Raw genomic sequence first — 23,524 nt, 5'->3', positions numbered from 1 at the left:
TGGCCGGCGATGAACCGACAGGCCCGCCCCATGAAGCTGCTCTTCGTTGCCGACCCGCTCTCCACCTTCAAGACCTACAAGGACTCCACCTTCGCGATGATGCGCGAGGCCGCCCGGCGCGGCCACAGCATCCTCGCCTGCGAGCCGCAGCAGCTCGTCTGGCTGCGCGGCGGCCGCGTGACGGCGCGCGCGGCGGTGGAGATCGCGCTGACCGGCAAGGCTGGAAAGGACAGCGACGACTGGTACACGGTCACGTCCACGGCCGACCTGGCGCTGGCCGACGTCGACGCCGTGCTGATGCGCAAGGACCCGCCCTTCGACAGCGAGTTCTTCTACACGACCCACCTGCTGAGCCAGGCCGAGCGCGAAGGCGCGCGCGTCTTCAACAAGGCCAGCGCACTGCGCGAGCACCCCGAGAAGCTGGCCATCCTGGAGTTCCCCGAGTTCATCTCGCCGACGCTGGTCACGCGCGACCCGGCCGAGATCCGCGCCTTCCATGCCGAGCAGCGCGACATCATCCTCAAGCCGCTGGACGGCATGGGCGGCATGGGCATCTTCCGCGTCAAGGACGACGGCCTCAACCTCGGGTCAATCATCGAGACGCTGAACAAGGACGGCACGCAGACGGTCATGGTGCAGCGCTTCATCCCGGCCATTGCCGAGGGCGACAAGCGCATCCTCATCATCGGCGGCAAGCCGGTGCCGCATTGCCTGGCGCGCATCCCGCAGGGCAACGAGGTGCGCGGCAACCTCGCGGCCGGCGGCAAGGGCGTGGCCCGCCCACTGACCGCGCGCGACCGCGAGATCGCCGAGCACCTGGGCCCCATCCTGGCCGCGCGCGGCCTGCTGCTGGTGGGCCTGGACGTCATCGGCGAGAACGTCACCGAGATCAACGTGACCAGCCCGACCTGCTTCCAGGAGATCACCGACCAGAGCGGCTTCGACGTCGCCAAGATGTTTGTCGACGCGCTGGAAGCCGCCATGGCCGGTGCAGCATGAGGCGCCGTGATTTCGCCGCCCTCGGCCTGGCGGGGCTGACGCTGCCCGTGCTGGCCCAGGACGCCGACTTCGATAAGCAGGCCGAAGCCTTCCTCGAAGCGCTGTGGCAGCTGGACCCCGATGCGGCGGTCGCGGCCGGTCGCTTCGAGTTCGCCGATCGCCTCAGCCTGCCGGGCGCCGCGCAGCGCCAGCAGCGCCGGCTGTTCCTGAAGCGCTGGCTGCCGCAGTTCGACGGCATCGCCGAAGGCCCGCTGTCGGCCACGCAGCGCATGGACCGCGACATGCTGGTCGCCAAGATCAAGAGCGACCTGTGGCGCCTGGACACGTTGCGCGAATGGGCCTGGAGCCCGGCCGAGCACAACCCGGCCGGCCCCATCGACCTCATCCTCAACACCGAATGGGCGCCGCTGCCCGAGCGCGTGACGGCGCTGCATGCGCGGCTCAAGCAACTGCCGGCCTTCTACGCCGAGGCGCGCAAGAGCCTGGCTGGCGTGACGCGCGAGCACACCGAGCTGGCGCTGCAGCAGGCGCCGGGCGTGCTGGCCGTGCTGGCGGACGTCGAGTCCCACGCCCAGCAGGTCGGCATGGGCGCGCTGATGGCGCCGGCGCTGCACGCGGCCCGCCTGGCAGTGGCCGGCTACCAGGCCCATCTGCAGCGGCTGCTGCCAACGGCCAAACGGCCCTGGCGCCTGGGTGCGGCGTTGTACGAGCCCAAGTTCGCGCACGACATCCAGTCCGCCCGCACGGCCCGCCAGACCTACGAGCTGGCGCTGCAGCGCCAGGGCGAAGTGCTGGCCAGCATGCAGACACAGGCCGCCGCGCTGTGGCCCACCGTCATCGGCAGCGAGGCGCCGCCCGCCGACCGCTTCGCGCTGATCGGCCGCGTCATTGCCAAGCTCAGCGAACGCCATGTCGCGCGCGAACGCTTCGTCGACGAGATCCGCGCGCAGATCCCGCAGCTGGAGGCCTGGATACGCGAGCACGACCTGCTGACGCTGGACCCGAGCAAGCCACTGGTCGTGCGCGAGACGCCGGTCTACCAGCGCGGCGTGGCCGGCGCCGGCATTGAAGCGCCCGGCCCCTACCGGCCGCAGGACCGCACCTACTACAACGTGACGCCGCTGAACGACCTGACGCCCGCCGAGGCCGAGAGCACGCTGCGCGAGTACAACCACTGGATCCTGCAGATCCTCAACATCCACGAGGCCATTCCGGGCCACTACACCCAGCTGGTCTACGCCAACGGCGCACCCAGCAAGGTCAAGGCGCTGTTCGGCAACGGCGCGATGGTGGAAGGCTGGGCCGTCTACGGCGAGCGCGTGATGATCGAGAGCGGCTACGGCGCCTCGCCCGAGATGACGCTGATGTGGGGCAAGTGGCACCTGCGCTCGGTCACGAACACCATCCTGGACTACAGCGTGCACGTGCTGGGCATGGGCCAGAAGGCAGCGCTGGACCTGCTGACCCGTCAGGCCTTCCAGACCGAGCGCGAGGCCGTGGAGAAATGGCGCCGCGTGCAGCTGACCTCCGTGCAGCTGACCAGCTATTTCAGCGGCTACAGCGAGATCTTTGCGCTGCGCGAGCAGCTCAGGGCCAGGCCGGGCTTCGGCCTCAAGGTCTTCCACGAGAAGTTCCTCAGCTACGGCAGCGCGCCGGTGAGGTTGATTGCGGCGGAGATGCTGAAGGCCTGAGTCAGAGCCTGAAGCGGTCATGCAGCTGCGGCGGCGCTGCCGCCGCATCGTCCGCCATCCACACCGGCCCCGGCCCGGCGTTGTGCTGCCACCGCCGCGGCACGCGGTCCAGTGCGATGAAGTGCGCCGTCAGTCCGCCATCCTTGTCGATGCGAAAGCGCAAGAACCCCTTGTGGTCCTGCCCGTCCAGTGCCGCATAGCCGTTGTTGGTCAGCAGGCCCAGGCGCGACATCAGCGCCAGATAGCCGCCGAAGATCAGCGCCCCCAGCAGCGTGCCGCCCAGGAACACGCCCAGCCCCACCAGGCTGGCGTGCGCCATCAGCCCGCGCAGCCCGTCGCGGTTGGGGATCCAGTCCCATTCGCCCACCAGCTGGTGCAGCCAGAAGGTCAGGTTGAAGATGGCCACCACGTGCACGACGGCGTGGATGAAACCGATGCCCCAGGTGGCGCCCCAGCGCCACGCGCGGCCGGCCTTGGGCGGCAGTTCGTCCACGGCCTCGCGGCCCATGACCATGCAGCCGAAGGCCATGCCCGCGTTGATCAGCAGGCCCAGCGGACTGAACACCATGGCCTTGAGCCACAGCGCCATCGCCAGCGGGTACTCGTGCACGTCGAACTCCCACAGCGGCCGGAACAGGTCGGGCTGGAAGGAGCGCGTGAACGGCGTGGAGTTCAGGTAGGCGTTGAAGCAGTACAGCGCCCCCAGCAGCACGGCGAACCAGACATTGCCGCCGCCGCCACTGGCGTCGCGGCGGAACAGCGCCCACAGGTTGCCCACGCAGCCGGCCCGGGACGTCGCGGCATCGGGGTAGGCGGTGGCCTCCTGGCGCTCGAACTCGCAGCCCGGATGGTCGTCCTCGGTCAGGCCGATGGCCAGCGCCGGACGCGCGGTGAAGGGTTCTGGCGGGATGCAGTCGCGCGTGTCGAACTCGGTCAGCCGCACCGGCCGCGTGGTCGTCTTGGTGTGCGTGGGGTGCGTGAAGGCGCCACCCGTGCCGCAGGTGACCAGGCGGCCCCAGCTCACCGAGTCCCAGCGCATGTAGTGGTGCAGGTCGCCGGCCAGGCGCAGCTTCACGCGGCCGCGCAGCAGGCCCTCCAGGCGCTGGTAGCGCTTGGGGTGGCTGGCGTCGGCGCCGTCGCCGATGGGGCGGGTCCAGTAGGGCTCGGGGTAGATCAGCAGGACCTTGTCCGTGTCGGCGATGGCTGGCGGCTTGCCGTGCAGGCCCAGCACCAGCGCCTCGAACTGCTCGTACTGGTCGCGGTCGATGTCGTGCGTCAGCGCGAAGTCCAGCCCCAGCGCCCACCAGCCGCCGGGCAGCTTGATGCAGAAATAGGACTGGCGCTGCGGGATGGCCGCGCCCAGCAGCGGCGCCGAGTCGTAGCCGCGCACGAAGTAGCGGCTGAAGGTGGCCGTCGAGTCCATCCAGTCGTGGTTCTGCGGCACGGCCGCCAGCGTCAGCGGCCGGCCGCGCACCAGCGTCGGCTGGAAGTCGTTGCGCACGGCCTCGAATATCTCGACGAAGCGGTAGCGGTAGTCCTCGGTGCTGGCGGCCGGGTAGGCGAGGTCGCCGCCGAACAGCAGCAGCTCGCCACGCGGCAGCGTCTGGCCATCCAGCGTCAGCCGCTCGGCCAGCGCGGCGCCAGCGACCGCGTAGCCGGCGTTGCCGCCGTCGCCGGTGTCGGCGATGAAGTCGAACCAGAACTCGCCCTTGAACTCGCCGTCGGCCTCCGGCTGGCTGCGGTCGATGACCACCAGCGGCAGCGGCTGGCTCTCGCGCCCGTCGCGGTTGCGCAGCTGGTCCAGCGACGACAGCACCTGCTGCGCGGCCGTCCACAGCACGTCGGGCTGGTACCAGGCGACGGGATGGCGTTCATGCGGCGGGACGGAGCGGCCCAGCTTCGGTGGTGACATGGGCGGCGATGATCCCCGCCGCTGCCACGGCGATCAAGCGGTATCGCGCGTGCGGTGCCCGGCGGCGGCCTTGTAGGCGTTGATCTCGGCGGCCACTTCGGCCGGCGCGATGACGTCCTCCAGCCGCGCGAAGCCCTGCGGCGCCAGCGCCTCCACGCGGTCCAGGATGGCGTCCAGACCCTCGGCACGGTTCATCTCGACGATGCGCGCGCACAGCGGCCGGCGCTCGGCCTCGTAGGCGGCCAGCGCGGCGTCGAGGTCGGCGTGGGCGGCCAGCGCGTCGGCCAGCGCCCGGGCGTCCAGGATGGCCTGCGTTGCGCCGTTGGAGCCGATGGGGAACATCGGGTGCGCCGCATCGCCCAGCAGCGTGCTGCGCCCCAGCTGCCAGCGCGGCAGCGGGTCGCGGTCGACCATGGGCCATTCCAGCATCTGCTCGGCGCGCGTGATGAGGCCGGGCACGTCCAGCCAGTCGAAGTGCCAGGCGCCGAAGGTGGGCAGCAGGTCGTCCAGCCTGCCCGCGCGGCTCCAGTCGGCGCGGTCGGGGGCCGTCAGGCCGGGCGTGGGCTGCTGCACGCGGCGGTCGGCGATCCAGTTGATCAGCTGCAGCCCGTCAGCCCGCGGCGCGCCAATCGGGTAGACGACGAACTTGGCCTGGCTGTGGCCGGCCTGCACCATGGTGCGGCCGTCCAGGAAGGGCGGTGCCCAGGACGTGCCGCGCCACATCATGACGCCGCGCCAGCAGGGTGCACCTTCGTCGGGTGCCAGCCGCCGCCGCAGCGCGGAGTGGATGCCGTCGGCGCCGACGACCAGATCGGCCGCCAGCTCGCGCGCGCCTTCCGCCGTCTCGACGAGCGCGATGGCCCGGTGGCCTTCGTCGCGCACGCCCACGACACGCTGGCCGCTGAGCACCGTCACCTTGGCGCCGGCCTCGGCCCACAGCCGCATCTGCAGCTGCCCGCGGTGGATACTGAACTGAGGATGGCTGTAGCCACCCTCCAGCCCGCGCGCATCGCGGTAGATGGGCTGGCCGTGCTTGTTGGCGAACACCAGCGCCGAGGTCTCGACCCCCATGTCGCGCAGCGCCGGCAGCAGGCCCAGCTCGTCCAGCACCGCCACCGCATGCGGCAGCAGGTTGATGCCCACGCCCAGGGGCTTGGGCTCGCGCACGGCCTCCAGCACGGTCACGCGGTGCCCGCGCGCCTGCAGCGCTAGCGCCGCGGTGAGCCCGCCGATGCCGCCGCCTGCGATGACGATGTCGATGTCTTTCATTTCAGGGTAAGCGAGATAGTTGCAGTGCGCAACAAAACCTAATCTGGTGCTGTGAGCAAGACCGACAGCCTCAGCGACATCACCCCCGAAGGCGCCATGCTGCCCGTGCCTGGGGTGGACTATGGGCCATTGGACCAGTTGCTGGGCTATGCGCTGCGCCGTGCGCAGAACGCGCTGTATCTGGACTTCTACCGCGCCACCGCCGAGTGGGACGTCAGCCCGCAGCGCTTCGCCGCGCTGGTGCTCATCTCGCGCAACCCCGGCCTGCGGCAAGGGCTGCTGGGCCAGGCCATGGGGCTGCACCGCAGCGGCGCGCTGCGGCTGACCGACTGGCTCACCGCCCAGGGCTGGGCCGAGCGCCGCGACGCGCCCGACGACGCCCGCGCCTGGGGCCTGCACCTGACGCCCACGGCCAGGCGCCGCCTCGCCAAGCTGGAGGCGGCGGTGGCCGCCCATGACGCCGCCCTCGCCGCCGAGCTCGGCGAACAAGGCCCCGCGCTGAAAGCCGCGCTGGAGCGGCTGGCGGCGGTCGCGACCGCCCAGTCTCTTTCGCCCCCAACAACCACGACCCGGAGACAAAAGAAATGATCCAACGCCGCCACGCCCTGCTGTCTCTCGCGGCCCTGCCGCTCGCCATCCGTGCACAAGGCCAGCCGCCGCGCATCCTCGTCGGCTTCCCGGCCGGCGGCTCGGTGGATACCACGGCCCGGCGCGTCGCCGAGTCCTGGCGCGGCAAGCTGGCCGAGACCGTGCTCGTCGAGCAGAAGGTCGGCGCCGGCGGCCGCATCGCCATCGCCGGGCTGAAGGACGCCGTGCCCGACGGGCAGACGCTGCTGCTCAGCCCGTCGTCCATGTTCACCATCTACCCGCATGCCTACCGCAAGCTGGCCTACAACCCGGCGACCGATGTGATCCCGGTCGCGCCGCTGGCTCTGTCCACCTGCGGCTTCGGCGTCGGGCCGCAGGTGCCGGCCACGGTGAAGACGCTGGCCCAGCTGGCCGACTGGCTGAAGGCCAACCCCGACAAGGCCGCCTACGCGTCGCCCGCGGCCGGCGCGATGCCGCATTTCCTGGGCAACCAGTTCGAGCATGCCGCGGGCCTGAAGCTCACGCACGCGCCCTACCGCGGCGCCGCGCCGGGCATGCAGGACCTGATGGGCGGGCAGATCGCCGCCGGCTGCTTCTCCATCGGCGACTTCCTGCCCCACCTGGCCTCGGGCCGCGTGCGGCTGCTGGGCGTGACGGACAAGGCGCGCTCCCGCTTCGTGCCCGACGTGCCCACCTTCGAGGAGCAGGGCTTCAAGGGCATCGTGGGGGTCGAGACCTATGGCCTGTTCGTGCCGGCCAAGACGCCGCAGGCCGTGGTCGACAAGCTGGCCGACATGGCCCGCGCCACCGTGCGCGAGCCGGCCGTCGTCGAGGCGCTGGCCAAGCTGGGCTTCGAGCCGCTGAGCCTGCCGCCGGCCGACTATGCCAAGCGCCTGGCCGTCGAGCGCGAGTACTGGGGGCCGGTCGTCAAGGCCTCGGGGTTCAGCTCGGACGATTAGCATCGGCGCTCCACTTCATGGAGCGTGAATGCCCTGGCGTCGACTGGCCGTTGGCCTTGCTGTTTGCCTGACTCTGTGCGCTGCGCAGGCCGCCACCGACACGGCCCGTCTGCGCACGCTGCTGACCGAGCAGCAATACGCCAGCGCGCGGCCCGCGCTCGACGCGCTGCTGCGCCTGCCGCGACCCGGCGCCGACGAGCGCGCCGTCATCTACCAGTGGCTGTTCGCCCGTGACGACGGCGCCGCCATCGACCGGCGCACGCGCGGCGTGCTGGGCGATGCCAAAGCCGACGCCGTCGATCTGCTGGCGGCCGGTCGGCTGGCGCTGGACCGGCGCGACTTCGAACGGGCCAGGCAGTGCTTCGAGCGCGCCCTCGACAAGGCCGACCGTCCCATCGACACGGCGCAGGCCTTGCGCGGCCTGGGCCAGCGCCACTACCAACTGCGCGAGTTCGACGCTTCGCTGGCCAAGCTCGAGCAAGGCCTGGCCGCCGAGCGCACCGCCGACGGCCTGGCGGCGTTGGCCGACACGCTGATCCGCCTGGGCCGCACCGAGGACGCCATCGCCGCGGCCGAAGGCGCCGTGGCGCTGAACCGCCACCACGAGGCGGCGCACTACCTGCTGGGCAACGGCTATGCGCGCGAGAACTACACGCAGCTCGCGGCCCGGCTGGGCGACGGCTTTGCGCTGCTGCTGGCCGACGTGAAGCGCGCGTCCGACGCATTCGCGCAGGGCGACTTCGACACCGCCTTGAACTTGAGTCTTGGCGTGCTGCAACGCTGCCCGCAGCTGGGCCGCGCGCATGCCATCGCGGCCAAGGCGCTGGAGTCGCAGCGCTTTGCCGTCGACGTGCACCGCGCCGCCTACGAGCGCCGCTTTGCCGCCACGCCCATGCCGGTCGTGCCCGGCATCGAGCGCTACGTTTTGAACTGGCAGGATCTGTCGCCGCGCCACCGCAAGCGCGTCGCGCTGTCCGTGGCGCCGTGGAAGGCCTTCATCCCGGTGCTGGTGGAGGGCGGCGCGACGCACTTCATCAAGCCCATGGCCATGCGCCTGTCCGAGACGCCGCAGGCCCATGCGTTGAAGGATGCGCGCATCGACTACGACTCGCGGCTGTGGGACGACGTGCGCGGCATGGGCGGCTACTTCACCGTCACCGGCATCGAGGACGTGGAGCGCAGCATCTTCGACAAGTACAACACCGTGCTGCACGAGCTGACCCACCAGGTGCACGGCGTGCTGACGGCCAACCAGGCGCGCGAGATCGAGGCGGCCTACCAGGTGGCCAAGGCCAGGGACGCGAATGCGACGGACAAGGCCAACGCGGGCTTCCTGTCGCGCTACGCGGGCGGCTCGGTTTGGGAGTACTTCGCTGAGGGCGCGAACGCTGAAGCCTCGCCCCGGCGCGACATCTACGACGGCCGCGAGATCGTGCGCGAGCGCCTGATCGCGATGGACCCGGCGCTGCGCACGCTGGTGCAGCGCTTCTTCGCGCAGCGCGACACGCGCGCCAGCCTGCCCATCGCGCTGGTCAACGCCGGCAACCAGAAGCTGGAGGACGGCAAGCTGGCCGACGCGACGCCGCTGTTCGAACGCGCGCTGACGCTCGCGCCCGACGACGAGAGCGCCCTGGGCGCACGCCTGTATGCGCTGGCGCTGGAAGGCAACGGCGCCGCCGCGCAGGCGCTGGCCGCGCGCGCGTTGGCCCGTCACCCGAACAGTGGGGCTTTGCGCGTGACGACGGCCGACGCGCTGTGGCATGGCGGCGCGCCGCTGGCCACCGAGGTCGTGCCCAGCCTCGCGCGCGACACCGGCACGCTGAAGGGCGAGGACCGCTTCCGCGTCGACCTGGCGCTGGCCGACCACCACCGCCGCCTGGGCAACGTGACGCAGGCGCTGGCCGCCTATGACGCCGTGCTGGCCTACCAGGGCGATCAGCCCGAGGCGCTGTGGGGCCGCGCCGCCACGCTGGCGCTGGCCGAGCGTTGGGACGAGGCCTTCAAGCAGTACGAGGCCGTGCTGCGGCTGCGCACCGGCCTCGTGCCACTGCGCCGCGACTACGCGCTGGACCTGCTGCGCGCCGGCCGCACCGAGCCCGCCCGTGCCCAGGTCAAGGAGGCGCTCATCCTCGACCCGCGCGACCCCGACACGCTGGCGCTGAAGGCCTGGGTGGCCCTCGTCGACGGCGATGCGGTCGCCGCGCAGCGCGGTGCGGATGAAGCGCTGGCGCTGGGCGCCTGGAGCGACCTGGCCACCATCGTGCGCGCGGCCGCGCTGCAGGCGCAAGGGCAGGGCGATGCCGCCCGCGCCGCGCTGGCTCCGCTGCAGCAGCGCATTGCCGCAGGCGCGCCGCCGCAATACATCTACCGGCCGGAGAAGTCGGCCTGGTTCTCGGTGCACGAGCTGCCCGCGAGCGAGCGCCGCGTGATGGCGCTGCTGATCAAGTGATGACGCTGTTCCGGCGCCTCGAAGCCGCGCACCTGAACGGCCTCAGCGTGGCGCTGGGTGTGGCGGCCACGCACGGCGTCGTGGCCGGGTTGTTCGGTGACACGGCGGGCCTCGCAGCCGTCGGCGGCGCCGTCTGCGCCAGCCTGACCGACGTGCCCAACCCGCCGCAACGCGTGCTGCCGCGCGTGCTGCCGGCGGTGGTCGCCGCGGCGCTGGTCACCGGCCTCGTCGGGCTGGCGGACGGCTCGCTGGCGTTGACCGTCGCGCTGGTGGCCGGCGTCACCTTCCTGTCGCTGATGGCGCTGGCCTGGGGCCTGCGCGCCGGGCCGCTGTCGTTCTCGCCCGTGCTGGCCATGGTGTTCGCGATGGCCTGGGACCGGACGGCCGGCGCCACGTCGCCGCTGGCGCATGCCGCCTGGGTGGGTCTGGGTGGCTGTGTCTATGCGGGCTGGGCGCGCGGCAGTGCGGTGCTGCTGCGCCACCGCCTGCGCGAGCTGGCGCTGGTCAATGCGCTGCGCGCGACCGAGCGCCGGCTGCGCTCGCGCGCGCAACGCATCGCCGGTGCGGTGGGCGGTGCGGAGGCCAGCATCCGCGCGTCCATCGCCGACGACGTCGTGCTGGCGGACGCGCTGCAGGCTGCACGCGACCAGGTCTTCGCCGCGCGCCGCTCGCCGCGCAGCCGCCGCCAGACGGACTTGGTGCTGGGCCTCATCGAACTGCGCGACCTGCTGCTGGCCAGCCGGCTGGACACCGAGCTGCTGGGCCAGGACTTCCCCGGCCGCCAGTGGCGCGCCGCGCTGGCCGACACGCTGCGCCACCTAGCCGACGTGCTGGCCGCGCTGGCCGACACGGTGGCGTTCGGCACGCCGCTGCCCGAGGTGTCGGCCGACGCCTGGCGCGCCCAGCTGGCCGCACGGTTGGCCGATGTCAGCGCGCCGGCCGGCGACTCGCGCACCCACCTGGTGTCGGCGCTGGAGTCGCGCGTGAGCCACATGCTGGACGACGTCAGCGCGATGGTGGCCCGGCAGGCGCGCCAGGACGACGTCGACAGCCCCTGGACGCCGGAGAAGCTGGCGCCCTTCGTGTCGCCGGAGGGCTGGCCGCTGGCCGCGCTCAAGCCGCACCTGACACTGCAGTCCGGCGTCATGCGGCATGCGCTGCGTTCGGCCATCGCGCTGTCGCTGGCCTATGCGCTGGGTGCCGCGCTGCCGTGGGCGGCGCACCCGTTCTGGCTGATGCTCAGCGTGGCCGTCGTGCTGCGCGGCAACCTGGAGCAGACGCTGTCGCGCCGCAACGAACGCATCATCGGCACCGTGCAGGGCTGCCTGCTGGTGCTGCTGCTGGCGCATGTGCATTGGGTGCCGCTGCTGAGCCTGTGCTTCATCGCCGCGGTGGGCACGGCGCACGCCTACGTGAACCGCCGCTACCGCGTGGCCGCCACCGCCGCCACGCTGATGGCGTTGCTGCAGCCGCTGATGCTGGCGCCCGGCAGCGACCCCTTCATCGGCGAGCGCCTCGCCGACACGCTCATCGGCGCGGGCCTGGCCTGGCTGTTCAGCTTCGTGCTGCCGTCCTGGGAGCGCGCTGCCGTGCCGCGGCTGGCCACGCAGCTGCGCGGCGCGCTGGCGCGGCATGCGGCCAACATGCTGCGCTGGATGCCCAGCGCCGAGGAGCAGCTGGCCCAGCGGCTGAGCCGCCAGCAGGCCTACACGGCGCTCGCGGCGCTGGCGGCCGCGGCGCAGCGCACGCGGGTCGAGCCCGAGAGCGTGCGCCTGCCCGAGGCCGAGATCGAATCGGCGTTGAGCCATGGCTACCGGCTGATGGCGCTGCTCGGCGCCGTGCAGCACCAGGTGCAACGGCGCACCGCACGGCTGGACGCGGCGCGCGCCGAAACCGCGTTGCCGCTGGCCCGCAAGGCCTGTGTGGATGTGCTCTGCGGCGAACCCGCCACGGGCACAGACCCGGCCGAGATCCCCGACGGCGATGCCGGCGCCTGGCCCGAGCACCTGGGCCAGCAAGACCTGACGCCGTGGCTGCTGCGGCGGCTGCGGCTGTGTCGCATCGAAGCGCGCGAGTTCGTCGCCGCACTGAACCAACTTCAACCTGCAGGAGAGCAGACATGACCATCCAAACCCGAGCCGCCGTTGCCTGGAAGGCCGGCGCCCCGCTGACCATCGAAACCCTGGACCTGGCCGGCCCCGTCGACGGCGAGGTGCTGGTGGAGGTCAAGGCCACCGGCATCTGCCACACCGACGAGTACACGCTGTCCGGCGCCGACCCGGAAGGCCTGTTCCCGGCCGTGCTGGGCCATGAGGGCGCCGGCGTGGTGCTGGAGAGCAAGGTGCCGTGGCTGAAGGCCGGCGACCACGTCATCCCGCTTTACACGCCCGAATGCCGCGAGTGCAAGTTCTGCCTCAGCCGCAAGACCAACCTCTGCCAGGCCATCCGCGCCACACAGGGCAAGGGCTTGATGCCCAACGGCACGTCGCGCTTCTCGCTGAACGGCCAGCCCATCTTCCATTACATGGGCACCAGCACGTTCTCCAACCACATCGTCGTGCCCGGCATCGCGCTGGCCAAGATCCGGCCCGACGCGCCATTCGACAAGGTCTGCTACATCGGCTGCGGCGTGACGACCGGCGTTGGCGCGGTCTTGTATTCGGCCAAGGTGGAGGCGGGCGCGACGGTGGTCGTCTTCGGCCTGGGCGGCATCGGCCTGAACGTCATCCAGGGCGCCAAGCTGGTGGGCGCCGGCAAGATCATCGGCGTGGACATCAACCCGGCCCGCGAGGCGATGGCGCGGCGCTTCGGCATGACCGACTTCATCAACCCCAAGGACGTGCCCAATGTCGTCGACGCCATCGTGCAGCTGACCGACGGCGGCGCGGACTACTCGTTCGAATGCGTGGGCAACGTGCAGCTGATGCGCCAGGCGCTGGAATGCACGCACAAGGGCTGGGGCCGCAGCATCATCATCGGCGTGGCGCCGGCCGGCGCGGAGATCTCGACGCGGCCGTTCCAGTTGGTGACGGGCCGCAAGTGGGAGGGCTCGGCCTTCGGCGGCGCGCGCGGCCGCACCGACGTGCCCAAGATCGTCGACTGGTACATGGAGGGCAAGCTGCACATCGACGAGCTGATCACGCACAAGCTCAAGCTGGAGCAGATCAACGAGGGCTTCGAGCTGATGCGCCGCGGCGAGTCCATCCGCGCCGTTGTCGAGTTCTGACGTGGCGGCCAGGCGTTAGCGCCTGTTTGCAATTCATGTGGGAAGCCACAGTCGCCACGGCGGCCAATCAAGCCTAAGCTGCTCCGAAGCCAGTTCCGCTCGAAGAACTGATTGGAGACGCGCATGCAAGCTACCGCCGGGCGACAGCCTTTCTACAAGTCGCTGTACGCACAGGTCATCACGGCCATCGTCATCGGTGTCCTCGTGGGGCACTTCTGGCCGCAGACGGGCGAGGCGCTCAAGCCGCTGGGCGACGGCTTCATCAAGCTGATCAAGATGATCATCGCGCCCATCATCTTCTGCACGGTGGTGGTGGGCATCGCGGGCATGGAGGATATGAAGCGCGTCGGCAAGACCGGCGGCTATGCGCTGCTGTACTTCGAGATCGTGTCGACCATCGCGCTGATCGTCGGCCTCATCGTCGTCAACGTGCTGCAGCCGGGCGAGGGCATGCATGTCGACCCCAAGACGCTGGACACCAAGGGCATCGCGGCCTACACCGGGCCGGGCAAGCTGCAGGACACGGTGAGCTTCCTGCTGGCCATCATCCCGACGACGGTGGTGGACGCGTTCGCCAAGGGCGAGATGCTGCAGGTGCTGCTGATTGCGCTGCTGTTCGGCTTCGCGTTGCACCGCTTCGGCGGCCGCGGCACGCTGGTGTTCGACGGCATCGAGAAGACGTCCCACGTGCTGTTCGCCATCGTCGGCATGATCATGAAGGTCGCCCCCATCGGTGCCTTCGGCGCGATGGCGTTCACGATCGGCAAGTACGGCCTGGGCTCGTTGGTGTCGCTGGCCAAGCTGATGGGCTCGTTCTATGCCACCTGCCTGATCTTCATCTTCATCGTGCTGGGCACCATCGCCAAGGCGCATGGCTTCTCGATCTGGAAGTTCATCAAGTACATCAAGGAAGAGCTGTTCATCGTGCTGGGCACGTCGTCCAGCGAGTCGGTGCTGCCGCGCATGATGGCCAAGCTGGAGAACCTGGGCGTGCGCAAGTCCACGGTGGGCCTGGTCATCCCGACGGGCTATTCCTTCAACCTCGACGGCACGTCCATCTACCTGACGATGGCCGCCGTCTTCATCGCCCAGGCCACCGACACGCCGATGACGCTGATGCAGCAGCTCACGCTGCTGGGCGTGCTGCTGCTCACCAGCAAGGGCGCGGCCGGTGTGACGGGCAGCGGCTTCATCGTGCTGGCGGCCACGCTGTCGGCGGTGGGCCACGTGCCGGTCGAGGGTCTGGCGCTGATCCTGGGCATCGACCGCTTCATGTCCGAGGCGCGCGCGCTGACCAACCTGATCGGCAACGGCGTGGCCACGGTGGTGGTCGGCAAGTGGACTGGCGACCTGGACGCCGACCGCATGCAGGCGGTGCTCAACAACGAGACCGAGGCCCAGGCCGAAGAACCCGAGGAAGTTCTCGATAAAGTCGACCAACACATGGCGACTTGAGGGCTCTGGATGGAACTGTTGTCGGAACACGGCTGCTTTGGCGGCACCCAGCGGTTCCATCGCCACGAGTCGGCCGAGATCGGCCTGCCGATGCGCTTTGCGCTCTTTCTGCCGCCGGTACCGAAAGGGCTGCTGGTCTTCCTCGCCGGCCTGACCTGCACCGAGGAAACCTTCACCACCAAGGCCGGCGCGCAGCGGCTGGCGGCGGAGCTGGGCCTGGCACTGCTGATGCCCGACACCAGCCCGCGCGGCGCCAACGTGCCCGGTGAGAGCGACGCCTGGGACTTCGGCGTCGGCGCAGGCTTTTATCTGGACGCCACGCGTGAGCCCTGGGCCAAGCACTGGCGCATGGAGAGCTACCTGCTCAATGAGCTGCTGCCGCTGGTGCAGCGCGAGACCGGCCTGGCCCGCGTCGGCCTGTTTGGCCATTCGATGGGCGGCCATGGCGCGCTGACGTTGGCGCTGCGCCACCCGGGCCGGTTCTCGTCGTTGTCGGCCTTTGCGCCGATTGCCGCGCCCATGCGCTGCCCCTGGGGCCGCAAGGCCTTCGGCGGCTACCTGGGCGAAGACCGCGCGGCCTGGGCGGCCCACGACGCCAGCGCGCTGATGCAGCGGCAGCGCAGCGCGCCTTACCCCGGCGGCATCCTCATCGACCAGGGCCTGGCCGACAAGTTCCTGGCCGACCAGTTGCACCCCGAAGCGCTGGAAGCGGCCTGCGCCGCCGCCGGCCAGCCGTTGACGCTGCGCCGCCATGCCGGCTACGACCACGGCTACTACTTCATCGCCAGCTTCGTCGACGACCACCTGCGTCACCACGCCGCCCAGCTGCTTTGACGGCTGCCGCACGGTCGTGCTAAATTGCGGTCATGGAAACCCGCAGTGAACGCGCCGAGACCACGCTGACCGCCATCGTCGGCGCGGCGCTGGACATGGCCGTCACCGAAGGGCTGGAGAGCATCAGCATCGGCGAAGTCGCCAAGCGGCTGGACCTGTCCAAGAGCGGCGTGTTCTCGCGCATCGGCTCGCGCGAGCAGTTGCAGGTGGCCGTGCTGCTGGAGTTCGACAAGCGCTTCCTGCAGACCGTCTTCCTGCCCGCCATGAGCGAGCCGCGCGGCCTGCCGCGGCTGCAGGCCGTCATGCGCCGCTGGCTGGCCTGGGCCAGCGATGTGGACCGCCACAAGACCTGCCTGTACACGGCCGGCGCCTTCGAATACGACGACCGCGAAGGCCCCGTGCGCGAACACCTGCTGGACGGCGTGCTGCGCTGGCGCGCCACGCTGCGCCGCACGGTGCTGCTGGCCATGGAGATGGGCCATTTGCGCGCCGACCTCGACGCCGAGCAGATGGTGTTCGAGATGGACGCCATCTTCACCATCCTGCTGCACGACGCGCGCTTCCTGCGCGACCCGCGTGCGGGTGAGCGCGCCGAGCGCGCCTGGCAGCGGCTGCTCGGCGACAGCCGCGTCGCCACCTCACCACCTGTTGCCTGAGCCGCTCGATGAATCGCCGGCTTGTTCATTTGTCTTTTCGTCGCACGGTCGTGCGAAATTGGAGCCTTCCGTGAGCACCCACAACCCCGCCGCCGCCTTCTACGCCTCGCCCACCGCCCGTGGCATCGCCGCACTGCTGCGCGGCCTGCACCGCGTGTCGCCCGACCTCGGCACGCGCGTCGCGCTGAACCTCTTCTTCACGCCCGTGCCCACCAAGTGGCTGGCCCGCTCGCGCGATGTGCCGCTGCCCTGGGTGGAGCGCCAGCTGCCGTTCGAGGGCGGCCACATCAGCATCTGGCAGCGCAGCGACCTGGAACCCGGCCGGCCCAAGGTGTTGCTGACCCACGGCTGGGCGGGCGACGCGCAGCAGCTGCGGCCGCTCGCCGACACGCTGGCCGCCGCCGGCTTCGAGCCGCTGCTGCTGGACCTGCCCGCGCACGGCCGCAGCAGTGGCTGGCGCAGCAACCTGCTGCAATGGGTGCGGGCGCTGTTCGCCGTCACCGCCCGCTTCGGGCCGTGGGACGGCGTTGTCGCGCACTCGCTCGGCGCGCTGGCCTTGTCGCATGCGCTGGCCCGTGGCCTGCCGGCGCGGCGTGCGGCGCTGCTGGCGCTGGCGCCGGCGCCCTGGCAGTTCCTGCGCTGGTTTGCGCAGGCCATGGGCACCGGTGAGGGCCTGGCGCTGCGCATGCGCGGCCATGTCGAGCGGCGCGAGGGCGTGTCCCTCGGGCACTTCGAGCCCGCCTGGCTGGGCGAGCGCGTCGCGCAGCCGACGCTGATCGTGCACGACCGCGGCGATGTGACGGCGCCGCTGGCCGGCAGCGAGACGCTGCTGGCCAGCCTGCCCGCCGGGCGGTTGCAGGTGACGGAGAACCTGGGTCATCGGCGGCTGCTCAGCGACCCTGCCGTCATGCAGCACGTCGCCGAGCACCTGGCCGCCGTGCAGTCGCCGGCGCTGCGTGCCGTCTAGCTGACGGATGATGGCTGCCGCAACCCCGGGAGCGGCAGATGAGCAGTGGAAGACATCGGCAGTGGTGGCGTGCGCTGGGCGCCTGTGTCCTGGCGGCCTTGCCGCTGCTGGCGCAGGCGACCACGACCGGCGCGGGCCAGGTGCAGGGCGAACCACTGGCCGACGGCATCACCGCGTTCCGCGGCCTGCCGTACGCCGCGCCGCCGACCGGGCCGCTGCGTTGGCGTGAGCCGCAGCCGGTGGCGCCCTGGTCCGGCGTGCGGCCGGCCGCCGGCTTCGGTCCCGCCTGCCCGCAAAAGCCCGGATTGTCACTGGAAGGCGGGGGCGACCCTGGTGCGCTGAGCGAGGACTGCCTTTACCTGAATGTCTGGGCGCCCACCGCTGCGCCTGCGAGGTCGCGGCCGGTGATGGTCTGGCTGCACGGTGGCGCGCTGATCTTCGGCGCGGGCAGCCTGGCGCTGTACGACGGCGCGGCGCTGGCCCGCCAGGGCGTGGTCGTCGTCACCGTCAACTACCGGCTGGGGCCGCTGGGCTATTTCGTTCACCCGGCCCTGGAGCGTGTCGCGCCCGGCGGAACGGCCAACTTCGGTTTGCTGGACCAGATCGCCGCGCTGCGCTGGGTGCAGCAGAACATCGCCGCCTTTGGTGGCGACCCGCAGCAGGTGACGGTGTTCGGCCAGTCGGCCGGCGCGCAGAGCGTGCTGGCACTGATGGCCTCGCCGCTGGCGCGAGGGCTGTTCCAGCGCGCCATCGCGCAAAGCCCGTACGGCGTGCCCAGCCACAGCCGCGAGCAGGCGCGCCAGACCGGTATCCGCGTGGCCGATGCGCTGGGTCTGCCCGGCGCGCAGGCGACGGCCGAGCAACTGCGCGCCGTGCCGGCCGGACAGTTCGCCCAACTCGACGGCCCGGGCCTGTCCCTGGCGCCCAGCCTCATCGTCGGCGACGCCGCCATGCCACGCCCGCTGCTGGCCGCGTTCCAGGCCAAACAGCAGGCCGCCGTGCCCCTGGTCATCGGCAGCAACAGCAACGAGACCAGCGTGGCGCTGGCCTTCGGCCTGGAGCCCGCCGCGCTGGTGAAGCAGCTGGGCGCCGCGCGCATCCTCGTCAAGCCGCTGTACCCCGGCGTCACCGACCCGGCCGAGCTTGGCCGCCAGGTCGTGCGCGACGTGGCGTTCACCGCCTTCGCGCGGCGCATCGCCGTGCTGCATGCGCCGCGTGCGCCCACCTTCCGCTACTACTTCGACCATCTGCCCGCCGGGCAGCAGGGGCGGGAGCCTGGCGTCAGCCACGGTGGCGAAGTACCCGCCGTGTTCGGCACCGGCGACCTGTGCGCCTGCCTGGCCGTGGGCCTGACCGATGCCGACCGGCGCGCCTGGCAGGGCATGGCCGAGCGCTGGGTCGCTTTCGCCCAGCAGGGCACGCCCGCGCTGGCGGCCGGCCCGGCATGGGCGGTCGACAGCCTGCGGCAGCCCACTGTGCTGACCTTCGGGCCCGAGGCGCAGCAACTGCAGCCGGGCTTCATGGCGGCGCGGCTGAACACGCTGATCCTGGGGCTGAAGCTCGTCGGCCGGGCCGCGCCCGCCCGCTAGCGCGGCCGGCCCGCGCGGCTGACATGAGGCGCAGGGGACAATCGCCCCATGGCAGTCCTCTCCCTTTCCAACGCCCACCTCGCTTTCGGCCACGTCGCGCTGCTCGACGGCGCCAACTTTTCGCTGGAGATCGGCGAGCGCGTCGGCCTCATCGGCCGCAACGGCACGGGCAAGTCCTCGCTGCTGAAAATCCTCGCAGGCCTCGAAAAACTCGACGACGGCCTGCTGCAGCAGCAACAAGGCCTGACCAACGTCTACGTGCCCCAGGAGCCCGAGCTGCGCGGCGACGCGACCATCTTCGACGTCATCAGCGAGGGCGTGGCCGAGCACAAGGCGCTGCGCGAGCGCTACGAGATCCACGACGAGAACGACGACCTGGCCTGGGTGCAGGAGCGCATCGAGCACATCGGCGCGTGGAACTGGGAGCAGCGCGTCGAGGAGACGCTGCACCGCCTGGACCTGGATGGCACCCGCCTGGTGGGCAGCCTGTCCGGCGGCCTGAAGAAGCGTGTCGCCTTGGGCCGGGCGCTGGTGGCCCAGCCCGACGTGCTGCTGCTGGACGAGCCCACCAACCACCTGGACCTGGACGCCATCACCTGGCTGGAAGGTCTGCTGAACGACTTCAAGGGCTCGCTGCTCTTGATCACCCACGACCGCGCCTTCCTGGACAACGTGGCCAACCGCATCGTCGAGCTGGACCGCGGCCAGCTGCGCGGCTACCCCGGCAACTTCGCTGCCTTCCAGGCCGCCAAGGCCTATGAGCTGGAGAACGAGGCGCTGTTCAACGCCCGCTTCGACAAGCTGCTGGCGCAGGAAGAGGTCTGGATACGCAAGGGCGTGGAGGCCCGCCGCACCCGCTCGGTCGCGCGCATCCAGCGCCTGGAGGCCATGCGCCAGGCCCACGCCGCGCGGCGCGACGTTCAGGGCAAGGTCAAGCTGGACATCGACACCGGCGGCGCCAGCGGCAAGATCGTCGCGGAGCTGGAGGACGTGTCCAAGAGCTTTGGCGAGAGATCCATCGTGCGCGGCTTCTCGTCCACCATCCTGCGTGGCGACAAGGTGGGCCTCATCGGCCCCAACGGCGCGGGCAAGACCACGCTCTTGAAGATGATCCTCGGTGAGCTGCCGCCCGACACCGGCACCGTGCGCCTGGGCTCGCGCCTGAGCGTGGCCTACTTCGACCAGATGCGCGACACGCTGAACCTGGACGCGACGCTGGCCGACACGATCAGCCCCGGCTCGGAGTGGATCGAGATCGGCTCGCAGAAGAAGCACGTCAAGAGCTACCTCGGCGACTTCCTGTTCTCGCCGGCGCGGGCCAACTCGCCGGTGCGCACGCTGTCCGGCGGCGAGCGCAACCGCCTGCTGCTGGCGCGCCTGTTCGCGCGGCCTGCCAACGTGCTGGTGCTGGACGAACCCACCAACGACCTCGACATCGAGACGCTGGAGCTGCTGGAGGAACTGCTGGCCGAGTACGACGGCACGGTGTTCCTGGTCAGCCACGACAGGCGCTTCCTGGACAACGTCGTCACGTCCACCATCGTCTACGAGGGCGAGGCGCGCTGGCGCGAATACGAGGGCAGCGTGCAGGACTGGCTGCTGCAGTCCAAGCGCGCGGCCGCCTTGCAGGCGCAGGCGCCCAAGGCCGCCGCGCCCACCCCGCCGCCGCCCGCCGCGCCGGAGCCGGCCCTGGTCGTCGCCAGCAAGCGCAAGCTCAGCTACAAGGAACAGCGCGAGCTGGACGAGCTGCCCAAGCAGATCGCCGCGTTGGAGGCCGAGCAGACGCAGCTCAACGCGCTGATCGCCGGCAGCGAGCTGTACACGCAGGGCGCTGCCCGCATTGCCGAGGTGACCGACCGTGCGGCCGACATCGACGCCGAACTGCTGACGCTGATGGAGCGCTGGGAAATCCTCGAAGCCAAATGAACGCGTTGAACGAGGAATGGCTGGCGCTGCAGGCCCAGCACGAGCGCTACGAACCGCTGGCACTGGGCGTGAAGCTGGCGGCGTTTGCCGTCGTCGTGGTCGTGCCCGACCCGCGGCTGGCGCTGCCGCTGCTGGCGCTGCTGTGGCTGCAGGAGGGTGTGCTGAAGACCTTCCAGGGCCGGTTGGGCGACCGCCTGCTGGCCATCGAGCCGGCCTTGAAGGCGGGCGCCGACGCGGCGGCCATGCAGCTGCACAGCGACTGGGCCGCGAGCCGCCCGCGCGGCCCGGGGCTGGTGGCCCAGTACCTGAAGAGCGCACTGCGCCCGACGGTGGCGCTGCCCTATCCGCTGCTGATGGCGGTCAGCGCCCTGGTCTGATCAGGGCGGCTGCAGCTTGTCCACCGGGATCAGCGCGGCCACGCCCTTGAGCTGAACGACGGTCTCGCCCGGACGGTGCACCACGTACTGCGCGACATGGCGCTGGCCGTTGTAGCGCACGCTGTCGCCGGGCTTGATGACCGGTGGTGGTGCGATGACGGGCAAGGCCACGCGCGGCGCCGGGCGGGCCTGGCGCATCGCGTCGCGCACCTGGCCGTGCAGGCCGGGTGAGTTCTTGGCCAGGGCTTCGAGCGAGCGCGCCATCTGCGCCTTCAGCTGCTCGGCCGTGAACGGCTTCTTCAGCAGGAAGTGCGCGCCATGCGCCTCGGCCTCCAGCTCGTGCTCGGGTGTCACGTCAAAGCTCAGCAGCGAAAGGTGCAGGCGCGGCTGCGCTTCCTTCAGGCGCTGGAACAGCCGCAGGCCGGTCAGCGGCGCCTTGGCAAACCAGTCGGTGATCAGGAAGTCGGGCTTGAACAGAAGCCCTTGGGACAGTGCGCTGTCCGTGTCGGCGCAGCACAGGATGCTGTCGGCCGCAAAGCCCTGGCTCTGCAGCAGCTGACGGGCGAAGGTCTGGACGCCGGCTAACGGGTCGACAACGAGGAATTTCAAGCGTTCGGTCATGGCCACATCGGAACGCCACCCGCTGGCGATCCGGCGCGGATTCTGCCGCCAGCCCTCGGGCCGACCGGCGAAGAAACGCGCGTGGGCGTGACCTTTTTCTGGTCAGCCCCGCAGGCGGCAGAAGTCGGCGCGCAGGCCCTGCGGCGTGCGTGCCAGGTACAGCGCCTGGGCCGCGCCGTCCTGGCTGAGCCGATGGATGCCGTCGCCCACGGTGGCCGGCAGCTCGCCGCAGAAGCGCAGACTGAACTGCTCGCCCGGCTGGCGGCCGGCGCGCGCCTCGGCGGCCACCAGCGTGACCGCGTGGCCGTCCACCTCGAAACGCTGGCCGACATGGGCCTGCCAGCTCGCCAGGCCGGCCTGGCCACCCAGGCTTGGGCGCACGGCGGCCAGCGCCGCGGTCGTGCCGGCGCTGGTGACGAGGGCGGTTGCGCCGCCCTTCAGGAAATCGCGCTTGTTGATCACGGCAGGCACTCCTCGGGTTGCGGGCTGTGGGCGCCGGCGGGTCTGAACATGGCCTGGTACAGGCCCTGGGGCGCGCCCTCGGCGACAAAGCCCAACCGCTCGTAGAGCCGCCGGGCGGGGTTGTGTATTTCGACCTGGATGCCCAGCGATCGGCCATCAGCGGCCAGCGACTGCAGGCAGCGCGTGCCCAGGCCGCGGCCGCGCCAGCCGGGCAGCAGCGCGATGTCCAGGATGTGCAGCCGGTCGGCGCGCGCGTCCACCCACAGCCGACCGGCCACCGCGTCGCCGACCAGGATCAGCTGGCAGACGGAGCGCGCGAAGTGACGTGCGTAGTGCTGCTGCTGCGCGCGGTGCTGCTGGGCCACGAAGGCCTCGCACTGCGCGCGCGGCCAGCCCGTCAGCGCCATCTCGTCGGCGCGCGTGCCGGCGTAGATGAGCAGCTGCCAGGCCTCGTCGGCGGGCGTTGCGGTGCGCAGGCGAAAGTCCATGGCGGGGTCAGCTGCGCGGCGGGAAGATGCCTTGCAGCGCGATGCAGAAGGTCAGCGCCAGATAGGGCTGGCGGTTCTCGTGCGGCTGGCCGGCGCCGGCGGGGCTGATCGCCGCCCCGGCCATGACGGCCGGCGCGCCGGGTGCGCGGTAGACCACGCCGCCGGTGGCGGTCGGCGCCATCACGTTGCCGGCCGGGCTTGTCGACCCGGGCGAGCTGCCGGCACGCAGGCCGTGGCTGTGGCCGGGCATTTCGCTGGCGATCAGCGCCACGCTGGCCTGGCCGGTGGTCTCGCCCAGGTCGCGCGGGCTGAGGCCGGCGCCCTGGCCCGGGCCCATCGCGAAGCGCCCGCCCAGGTTGGGCAGCGCGAAGTTGCTTTTGCCGTCGCCACCGTAGTAGGTGCCGATCAGCGAGAAGAGGGCGGTGTTCTGGGAGATCGGCATCAGCTGGCCGTCGCAGTTGGCCCAGCCGCGCGGCGCGAAGTTGAAGGGCAGCACACGGATCTCGGCGACGAAGGGGTCGGACATGTCTGCTCCTCAGGCTTGCGACGGGAAGATGCCGAACAACGAGATGATGTGGCTCACCACCAGCGTCGGCGCCATGTTGTCGTGCGGCTGGGTGCCGCCCGCGCTGCCGACGGCGCCCGCCGCCATCGCCGTCGCGGCGGCGCCCGGGTCGTAGCTGGCGACGCTGGTGGCCGCCAGCAGCGCCCCGCCCGGCGCCGTGCCGGTGGCGGCGGCCGTGCTGGCATGCAGGGCGTGCGTGTGCGCGGGCAACTGGCCGCCCAGCAGCGTGATGGTCTCCGTGCCGCCCGTCTCGCCCAGTGTTCTCGGTGACAGCCCCGGCCCCTGGCCCTGGTGCACGGGCACGCGGCCGCGCAGGTCGGGCAGCGCGAACGTGCTCTGGCCGTCGCCGCCGTAGGTCGTGCCGATCAGCTGGAACAGCACCTCGTTCTCGGCGATGGACAGCAGCTGGCCCTGGCAGAGCATCCAGCCGGCGGGTGCGAAGTTGCCGGCGAAGAGGCGGATTTCGCCCACGTAGGGGTTGGACATCGGGA

The 23,524-nt window shown here is 71.1% G+C and carries 21 protein-coding genes; 14 read left to right on the top strand and 7 right to left on the bottom strand.

Translation table 11 applies throughout. The features are described from left to right. Positions 1 to 30 precede the first annotated feature (30 nt). Together gshB and AC1D29_RS13485 are read left to right on the top strand one after the other, a co-directional pair. Positions 31 to 999, top strand: coding sequence for a glutathione synthase (gene gshB / locus AC1D29_RS13490; protein ID WP_477898089.1), 969 nt, complete (start codon positions 31 to 33; stop codon positions 997 to 999). Then, positions 996 to 2,690: a DUF885 domain-containing protein gene (locus AC1D29_RS13485; RefSeq protein WP_477898087.1), complete on the top strand. Its 1,695-nt coding sequence runs from the start codon at positions 996 to 998 to the stop codon at positions 2,688 to 2,690. Before gshB ends, AC1D29_RS13485 begins: the two co-directional genes overlap by 4 nt. 1 nt (position 2,691) lies before the next feature. On the opposite strand, the gene AC1D29_RS13480 is transcribed toward AC1D29_RS13485, so the two are convergent. Further along, positions 2,692 to 4,602, bottom strand: coding sequence for a hypothetical protein (locus AC1D29_RS13480; protein ID WP_477898085.1), 1,911 nt, complete (start codon positions 4,600 to 4,602; stop codon positions 2,692 to 2,694). A gap of 33 nt (positions 4,603 to 4,635) precedes the next feature. Then, positions 4,636 to 5,871 carry an FAD-dependent oxidoreductase gene (locus AC1D29_RS13475; protein WP_477898083.1) on the bottom strand — a complete coding sequence of 412 codons (1,236 nt, stop codon included), beginning with the start codon at positions 5,869 to 5,871 and terminating at the stop codon, positions 4,636 to 4,638. A gap of 51 nt (positions 5,872 to 5,922) precedes the next feature. Here AC1D29_RS13475 and AC1D29_RS13470 point away from each other — a divergent pair, with 51 nt between their 5' ends. From AC1D29_RS13470 to AC1D29_RS13415, 12 genes are all read left to right on the top strand, one after another. Beyond that, on the top strand, positions 5,923 to 6,459 hold the full coding sequence (locus AC1D29_RS13470; RefSeq protein WP_477898081.1) for a MarR family winged helix-turn-helix transcriptional regulator: 537 nt from the start codon (positions 5,923 to 5,925) through the stop codon (positions 6,457 to 6,459). Then, entirely contained in the window at positions 6,456 to 7,418 is a 963-nt protein-coding gene (locus tag AC1D29_RS13465) for a Bug family tripartite tricarboxylate transporter substrate binding protein (RefSeq protein ID WP_477898079.1), read from the top strand. The genes AC1D29_RS13470 and AC1D29_RS13465 overlap by 4 nt, the downstream gene beginning before the upstream one ends. A gap of 28 nt (positions 7,419 to 7,446) precedes the next feature. Then, positions 7,447 to 9,867 (top strand): tetratricopeptide repeat protein, encoded by a 2,421-nt coding sequence (locus AC1D29_RS13460; RefSeq protein ID WP_477898077.1) that lies wholly within the window; start codon positions 7,447 to 7,449, stop codon positions 9,865 to 9,867. Beyond that, positions 9,867 to 11,990 (top strand): FUSC family protein, encoded by a 2,124-nt coding sequence (locus AC1D29_RS13455; RefSeq protein ID WP_477898075.1) that lies wholly within the window; start codon positions 9,867 to 9,869, stop codon positions 11,988 to 11,990. The genes AC1D29_RS13460 and AC1D29_RS13455 overlap by 1 nt, the downstream gene beginning before the upstream one ends. Positions 11,991 to 11,992: 2 nt before the next feature. Further along, positions 11,993 to 13,093, top strand: coding sequence for an S-(hydroxymethyl)glutathione dehydrogenase/class III alcohol dehydrogenase (locus AC1D29_RS13450; RefSeq protein WP_477898304.1), 1,101 nt, complete (start codon positions 11,993 to 11,995; stop codon positions 13,091 to 13,093). 123 nt (positions 13,094 to 13,216) lie between these two features. Continuing rightward, positions 13,217 to 14,548 (top strand): dicarboxylate/amino acid:cation symporter, encoded by a 1,332-nt coding sequence (locus AC1D29_RS13445; RefSeq protein ID WP_477898073.1) that lies wholly within the window; start codon positions 13,217 to 13,219, stop codon positions 14,546 to 14,548. Between the two features lie 9 nt (positions 14,549 to 14,557). After that, a complete protein-coding gene (gene fghA / locus AC1D29_RS13440; protein ID WP_477898071.1) occupies positions 14,558 to 15,382 on the top strand; it encodes an S-formylglutathione hydrolase in 825 nt (274 codons plus the stop codon). A gap of 32 nt (positions 15,383 to 15,414) precedes the next feature. Continuing rightward, entirely contained in the window at positions 15,415 to 16,038 is a 624-nt protein-coding gene (locus AC1D29_RS13435) for a TetR/AcrR family transcriptional regulator (RefSeq protein WP_477898069.1), read from the top strand. Positions 16,039 to 16,108: 70 nt separating this feature from the next. Continuing rightward, the gene (locus AC1D29_RS13430) at positions 16,109 to 17,005 is read left to right on the top strand and encodes an alpha/beta hydrolase (RefSeq protein WP_477898067.1); all 897 of its coding nucleotides are present in this window, start codon (positions 16,109 to 16,111) and stop codon (positions 17,003 to 17,005) included. A 38-nt stretch (positions 17,006 to 17,043) separates the two neighbouring features. Beyond that, entirely contained in the window at positions 17,044 to 18,594 is a 1,551-nt protein-coding gene (locus AC1D29_RS13425; protein ID WP_477898065.1) for a carboxylesterase/lipase family protein, read from the top strand. 48 nt (positions 18,595 to 18,642) lie between these two features. After that, entirely contained in the window at positions 18,643 to 20,520 is a 1,878-nt protein-coding gene (locus AC1D29_RS13420; protein WP_477898063.1) for an ATP-binding cassette domain-containing protein, read from the top strand. Continuing rightward, complete coding sequence (locus tag AC1D29_RS13415) at positions 20,517 to 20,897, top strand: hypothetical protein (protein WP_477898061.1); 381 nt, start codon at positions 20,517 to 20,519, stop codon at positions 20,895 to 20,897. Before AC1D29_RS13420 ends, AC1D29_RS13415 begins: the two co-directional genes overlap by 4 nt. On the opposite strand, the gene AC1D29_RS13410 is transcribed toward AC1D29_RS13415, so the two are convergent. The 5 genes from AC1D29_RS13410 to AC1D29_RS13390 all read right to left on the bottom strand — a co-directional run bounded on the left by AC1D29_RS13410 (position 20,898) and on the right by AC1D29_RS13390 (position 23,519). Then, positions 20,898 to 21,518, bottom strand: coding sequence for a response regulator (locus AC1D29_RS13410; protein WP_477898059.1), 621 nt, complete (start codon positions 21,516 to 21,518; stop codon positions 20,898 to 20,900). A 102-nt stretch (positions 21,519 to 21,620) separates the two neighbouring features. Then, positions 21,621 to 21,980, bottom strand: coding sequence for a DUF6916 family protein (locus AC1D29_RS13405; RefSeq protein WP_477898057.1), 360 nt, complete (start codon positions 21,978 to 21,980; stop codon positions 21,621 to 21,623). Beyond that, the gene (locus tag AC1D29_RS13400) at positions 21,977 to 22,468 is read right to left on the bottom strand and encodes a GNAT family N-acetyltransferase (RefSeq protein WP_477898055.1); all 492 of its coding nucleotides are present in this window, start codon (positions 22,466 to 22,468) and stop codon (positions 21,977 to 21,979) included. The genes AC1D29_RS13405 and AC1D29_RS13400 overlap by 4 nt, the downstream gene beginning before the upstream one ends. A 7-nt stretch (positions 22,469 to 22,475) precedes the next feature. Further along, positions 22,476 to 22,994 carry a phage tail protein gene (locus tag AC1D29_RS13395; RefSeq protein WP_477898053.1) on the bottom strand — a complete coding sequence of 173 codons (519 nt, stop codon included), beginning with the start codon at positions 22,992 to 22,994 and terminating at the stop codon, positions 22,476 to 22,478. A gap of 9 nt (positions 22,995 to 23,003) precedes the next feature. Continuing rightward, positions 23,004 to 23,519, bottom strand: a complete 516-nt coding sequence (locus tag AC1D29_RS13390) for a phage tail protein (RefSeq protein ID WP_477898051.1) — start codon at positions 23,517 to 23,519, stop codon at positions 23,004 to 23,006. Positions 23,520 to 23,524 lie beyond the last annotated feature (5 nt).

It is taken from the genome of Roseateles sp. P1_C6, assembly GCF_056406315.1.
The sequence above is the reverse complement of the archived record's forward strand: the minus strand, read 5'-3'. Positions and strand labels throughout refer to the sequence as shown.

Excerpts from the sequence above, each read along its gene's own strand:
- AC1D29_RS13390 (WP_477898051.1), bottom strand. The coding sequence starts at position 23,519 with ATGTCCAACCCCTACGTGGGCGAAATCCGCCTCTTCGCCGGCAACTTC.
- gshB (WP_477898089.1), top strand. The coding sequence starts at position 31 with ATGAAGCTGCTCTTCGTTGCCGACCCGCTCTCCACCTTCAAGACCTAC.
- AC1D29_RS13475 (WP_477898083.1), bottom strand. The coding sequence starts at position 5,871 with ATGAAAGACATCGACATCGTCATCGCAGGCGGCGGCATCGGCGGGCTC.
- AC1D29_RS13400 (WP_477898055.1), bottom strand. The coding sequence starts at position 22,468 with ATGGACTTTCGCCTGCGCACCGCAACGCCCGCCGACGAGGCCTGGCAG.
- AC1D29_RS13420 (WP_477898063.1), top strand. The coding sequence starts at position 18,643 with ATGGCAGTCCTCTCCCTTTCCAACGCCCACCTCGCTTTCGGCCACGTC.
- AC1D29_RS13410 (WP_477898059.1), bottom strand. The coding sequence starts at position 21,518 with ATGACCGAACGCTTGAAATTCCTCGTTGTCGACCCGTTAGCCGGCGTC.
- AC1D29_RS13395 (WP_477898053.1), bottom strand. The coding sequence starts at position 22,994 with ATGTCCGACCCCTTCGTCGCCGAGATCCGTGTGCTGCCCTTCAACTTC.
- AC1D29_RS13455 (WP_477898075.1), top strand. The coding sequence starts at position 9,867 with ATGACGCTGTTCCGGCGCCTCGAAGCCGCGCACCTGAACGGCCTCAGC.
- AC1D29_RS13425 (WP_477898065.1), top strand. The coding sequence starts at position 17,044 with ATGAGCAGTGGAAGACATCGGCAGTGGTGGCGTGCGCTGGGCGCCTGT.
- AC1D29_RS13465 (WP_477898079.1), top strand. The coding sequence starts at position 6,456 with ATGATCCAACGCCGCCACGCCCTGCTGTCTCTCGCGGCCCTGCCGCTC.
- fghA (WP_477898071.1), top strand. The coding sequence starts at position 14,558 with ATGGAACTGTTGTCGGAACACGGCTGCTTTGGCGGCACCCAGCGGTTC.
- AC1D29_RS13485 (WP_477898087.1), top strand. The coding sequence starts at position 996 with ATGAGGCGCCGTGATTTCGCCGCCCTCGGCCTGGCGGGGCTGACGCTG.
- AC1D29_RS13435 (WP_477898069.1), top strand. The coding sequence starts at position 15,415 with ATGGAAACCCGCAGTGAACGCGCCGAGACCACGCTGACCGCCATCGTC.
- AC1D29_RS13480 (WP_477898085.1), bottom strand. The coding sequence starts at position 4,602 with ATGTCACCACCGAAGCTGGGCCGCTCCGTCCCGCCGCATGAACGCCAT.
- AC1D29_RS13460 (WP_477898077.1), top strand. The coding sequence starts at position 7,447 with ATGCCCTGGCGTCGACTGGCCGTTGGCCTTGCTGTTTGCCTGACTCTG.
- AC1D29_RS13415 (WP_477898061.1), top strand. The coding sequence starts at position 20,517 with ATGAACGCGTTGAACGAGGAATGGCTGGCGCTGCAGGCCCAGCACGAG.
- AC1D29_RS13445 (WP_477898073.1), top strand. The coding sequence starts at position 13,217 with ATGCAAGCTACCGCCGGGCGACAGCCTTTCTACAAGTCGCTGTACGCA.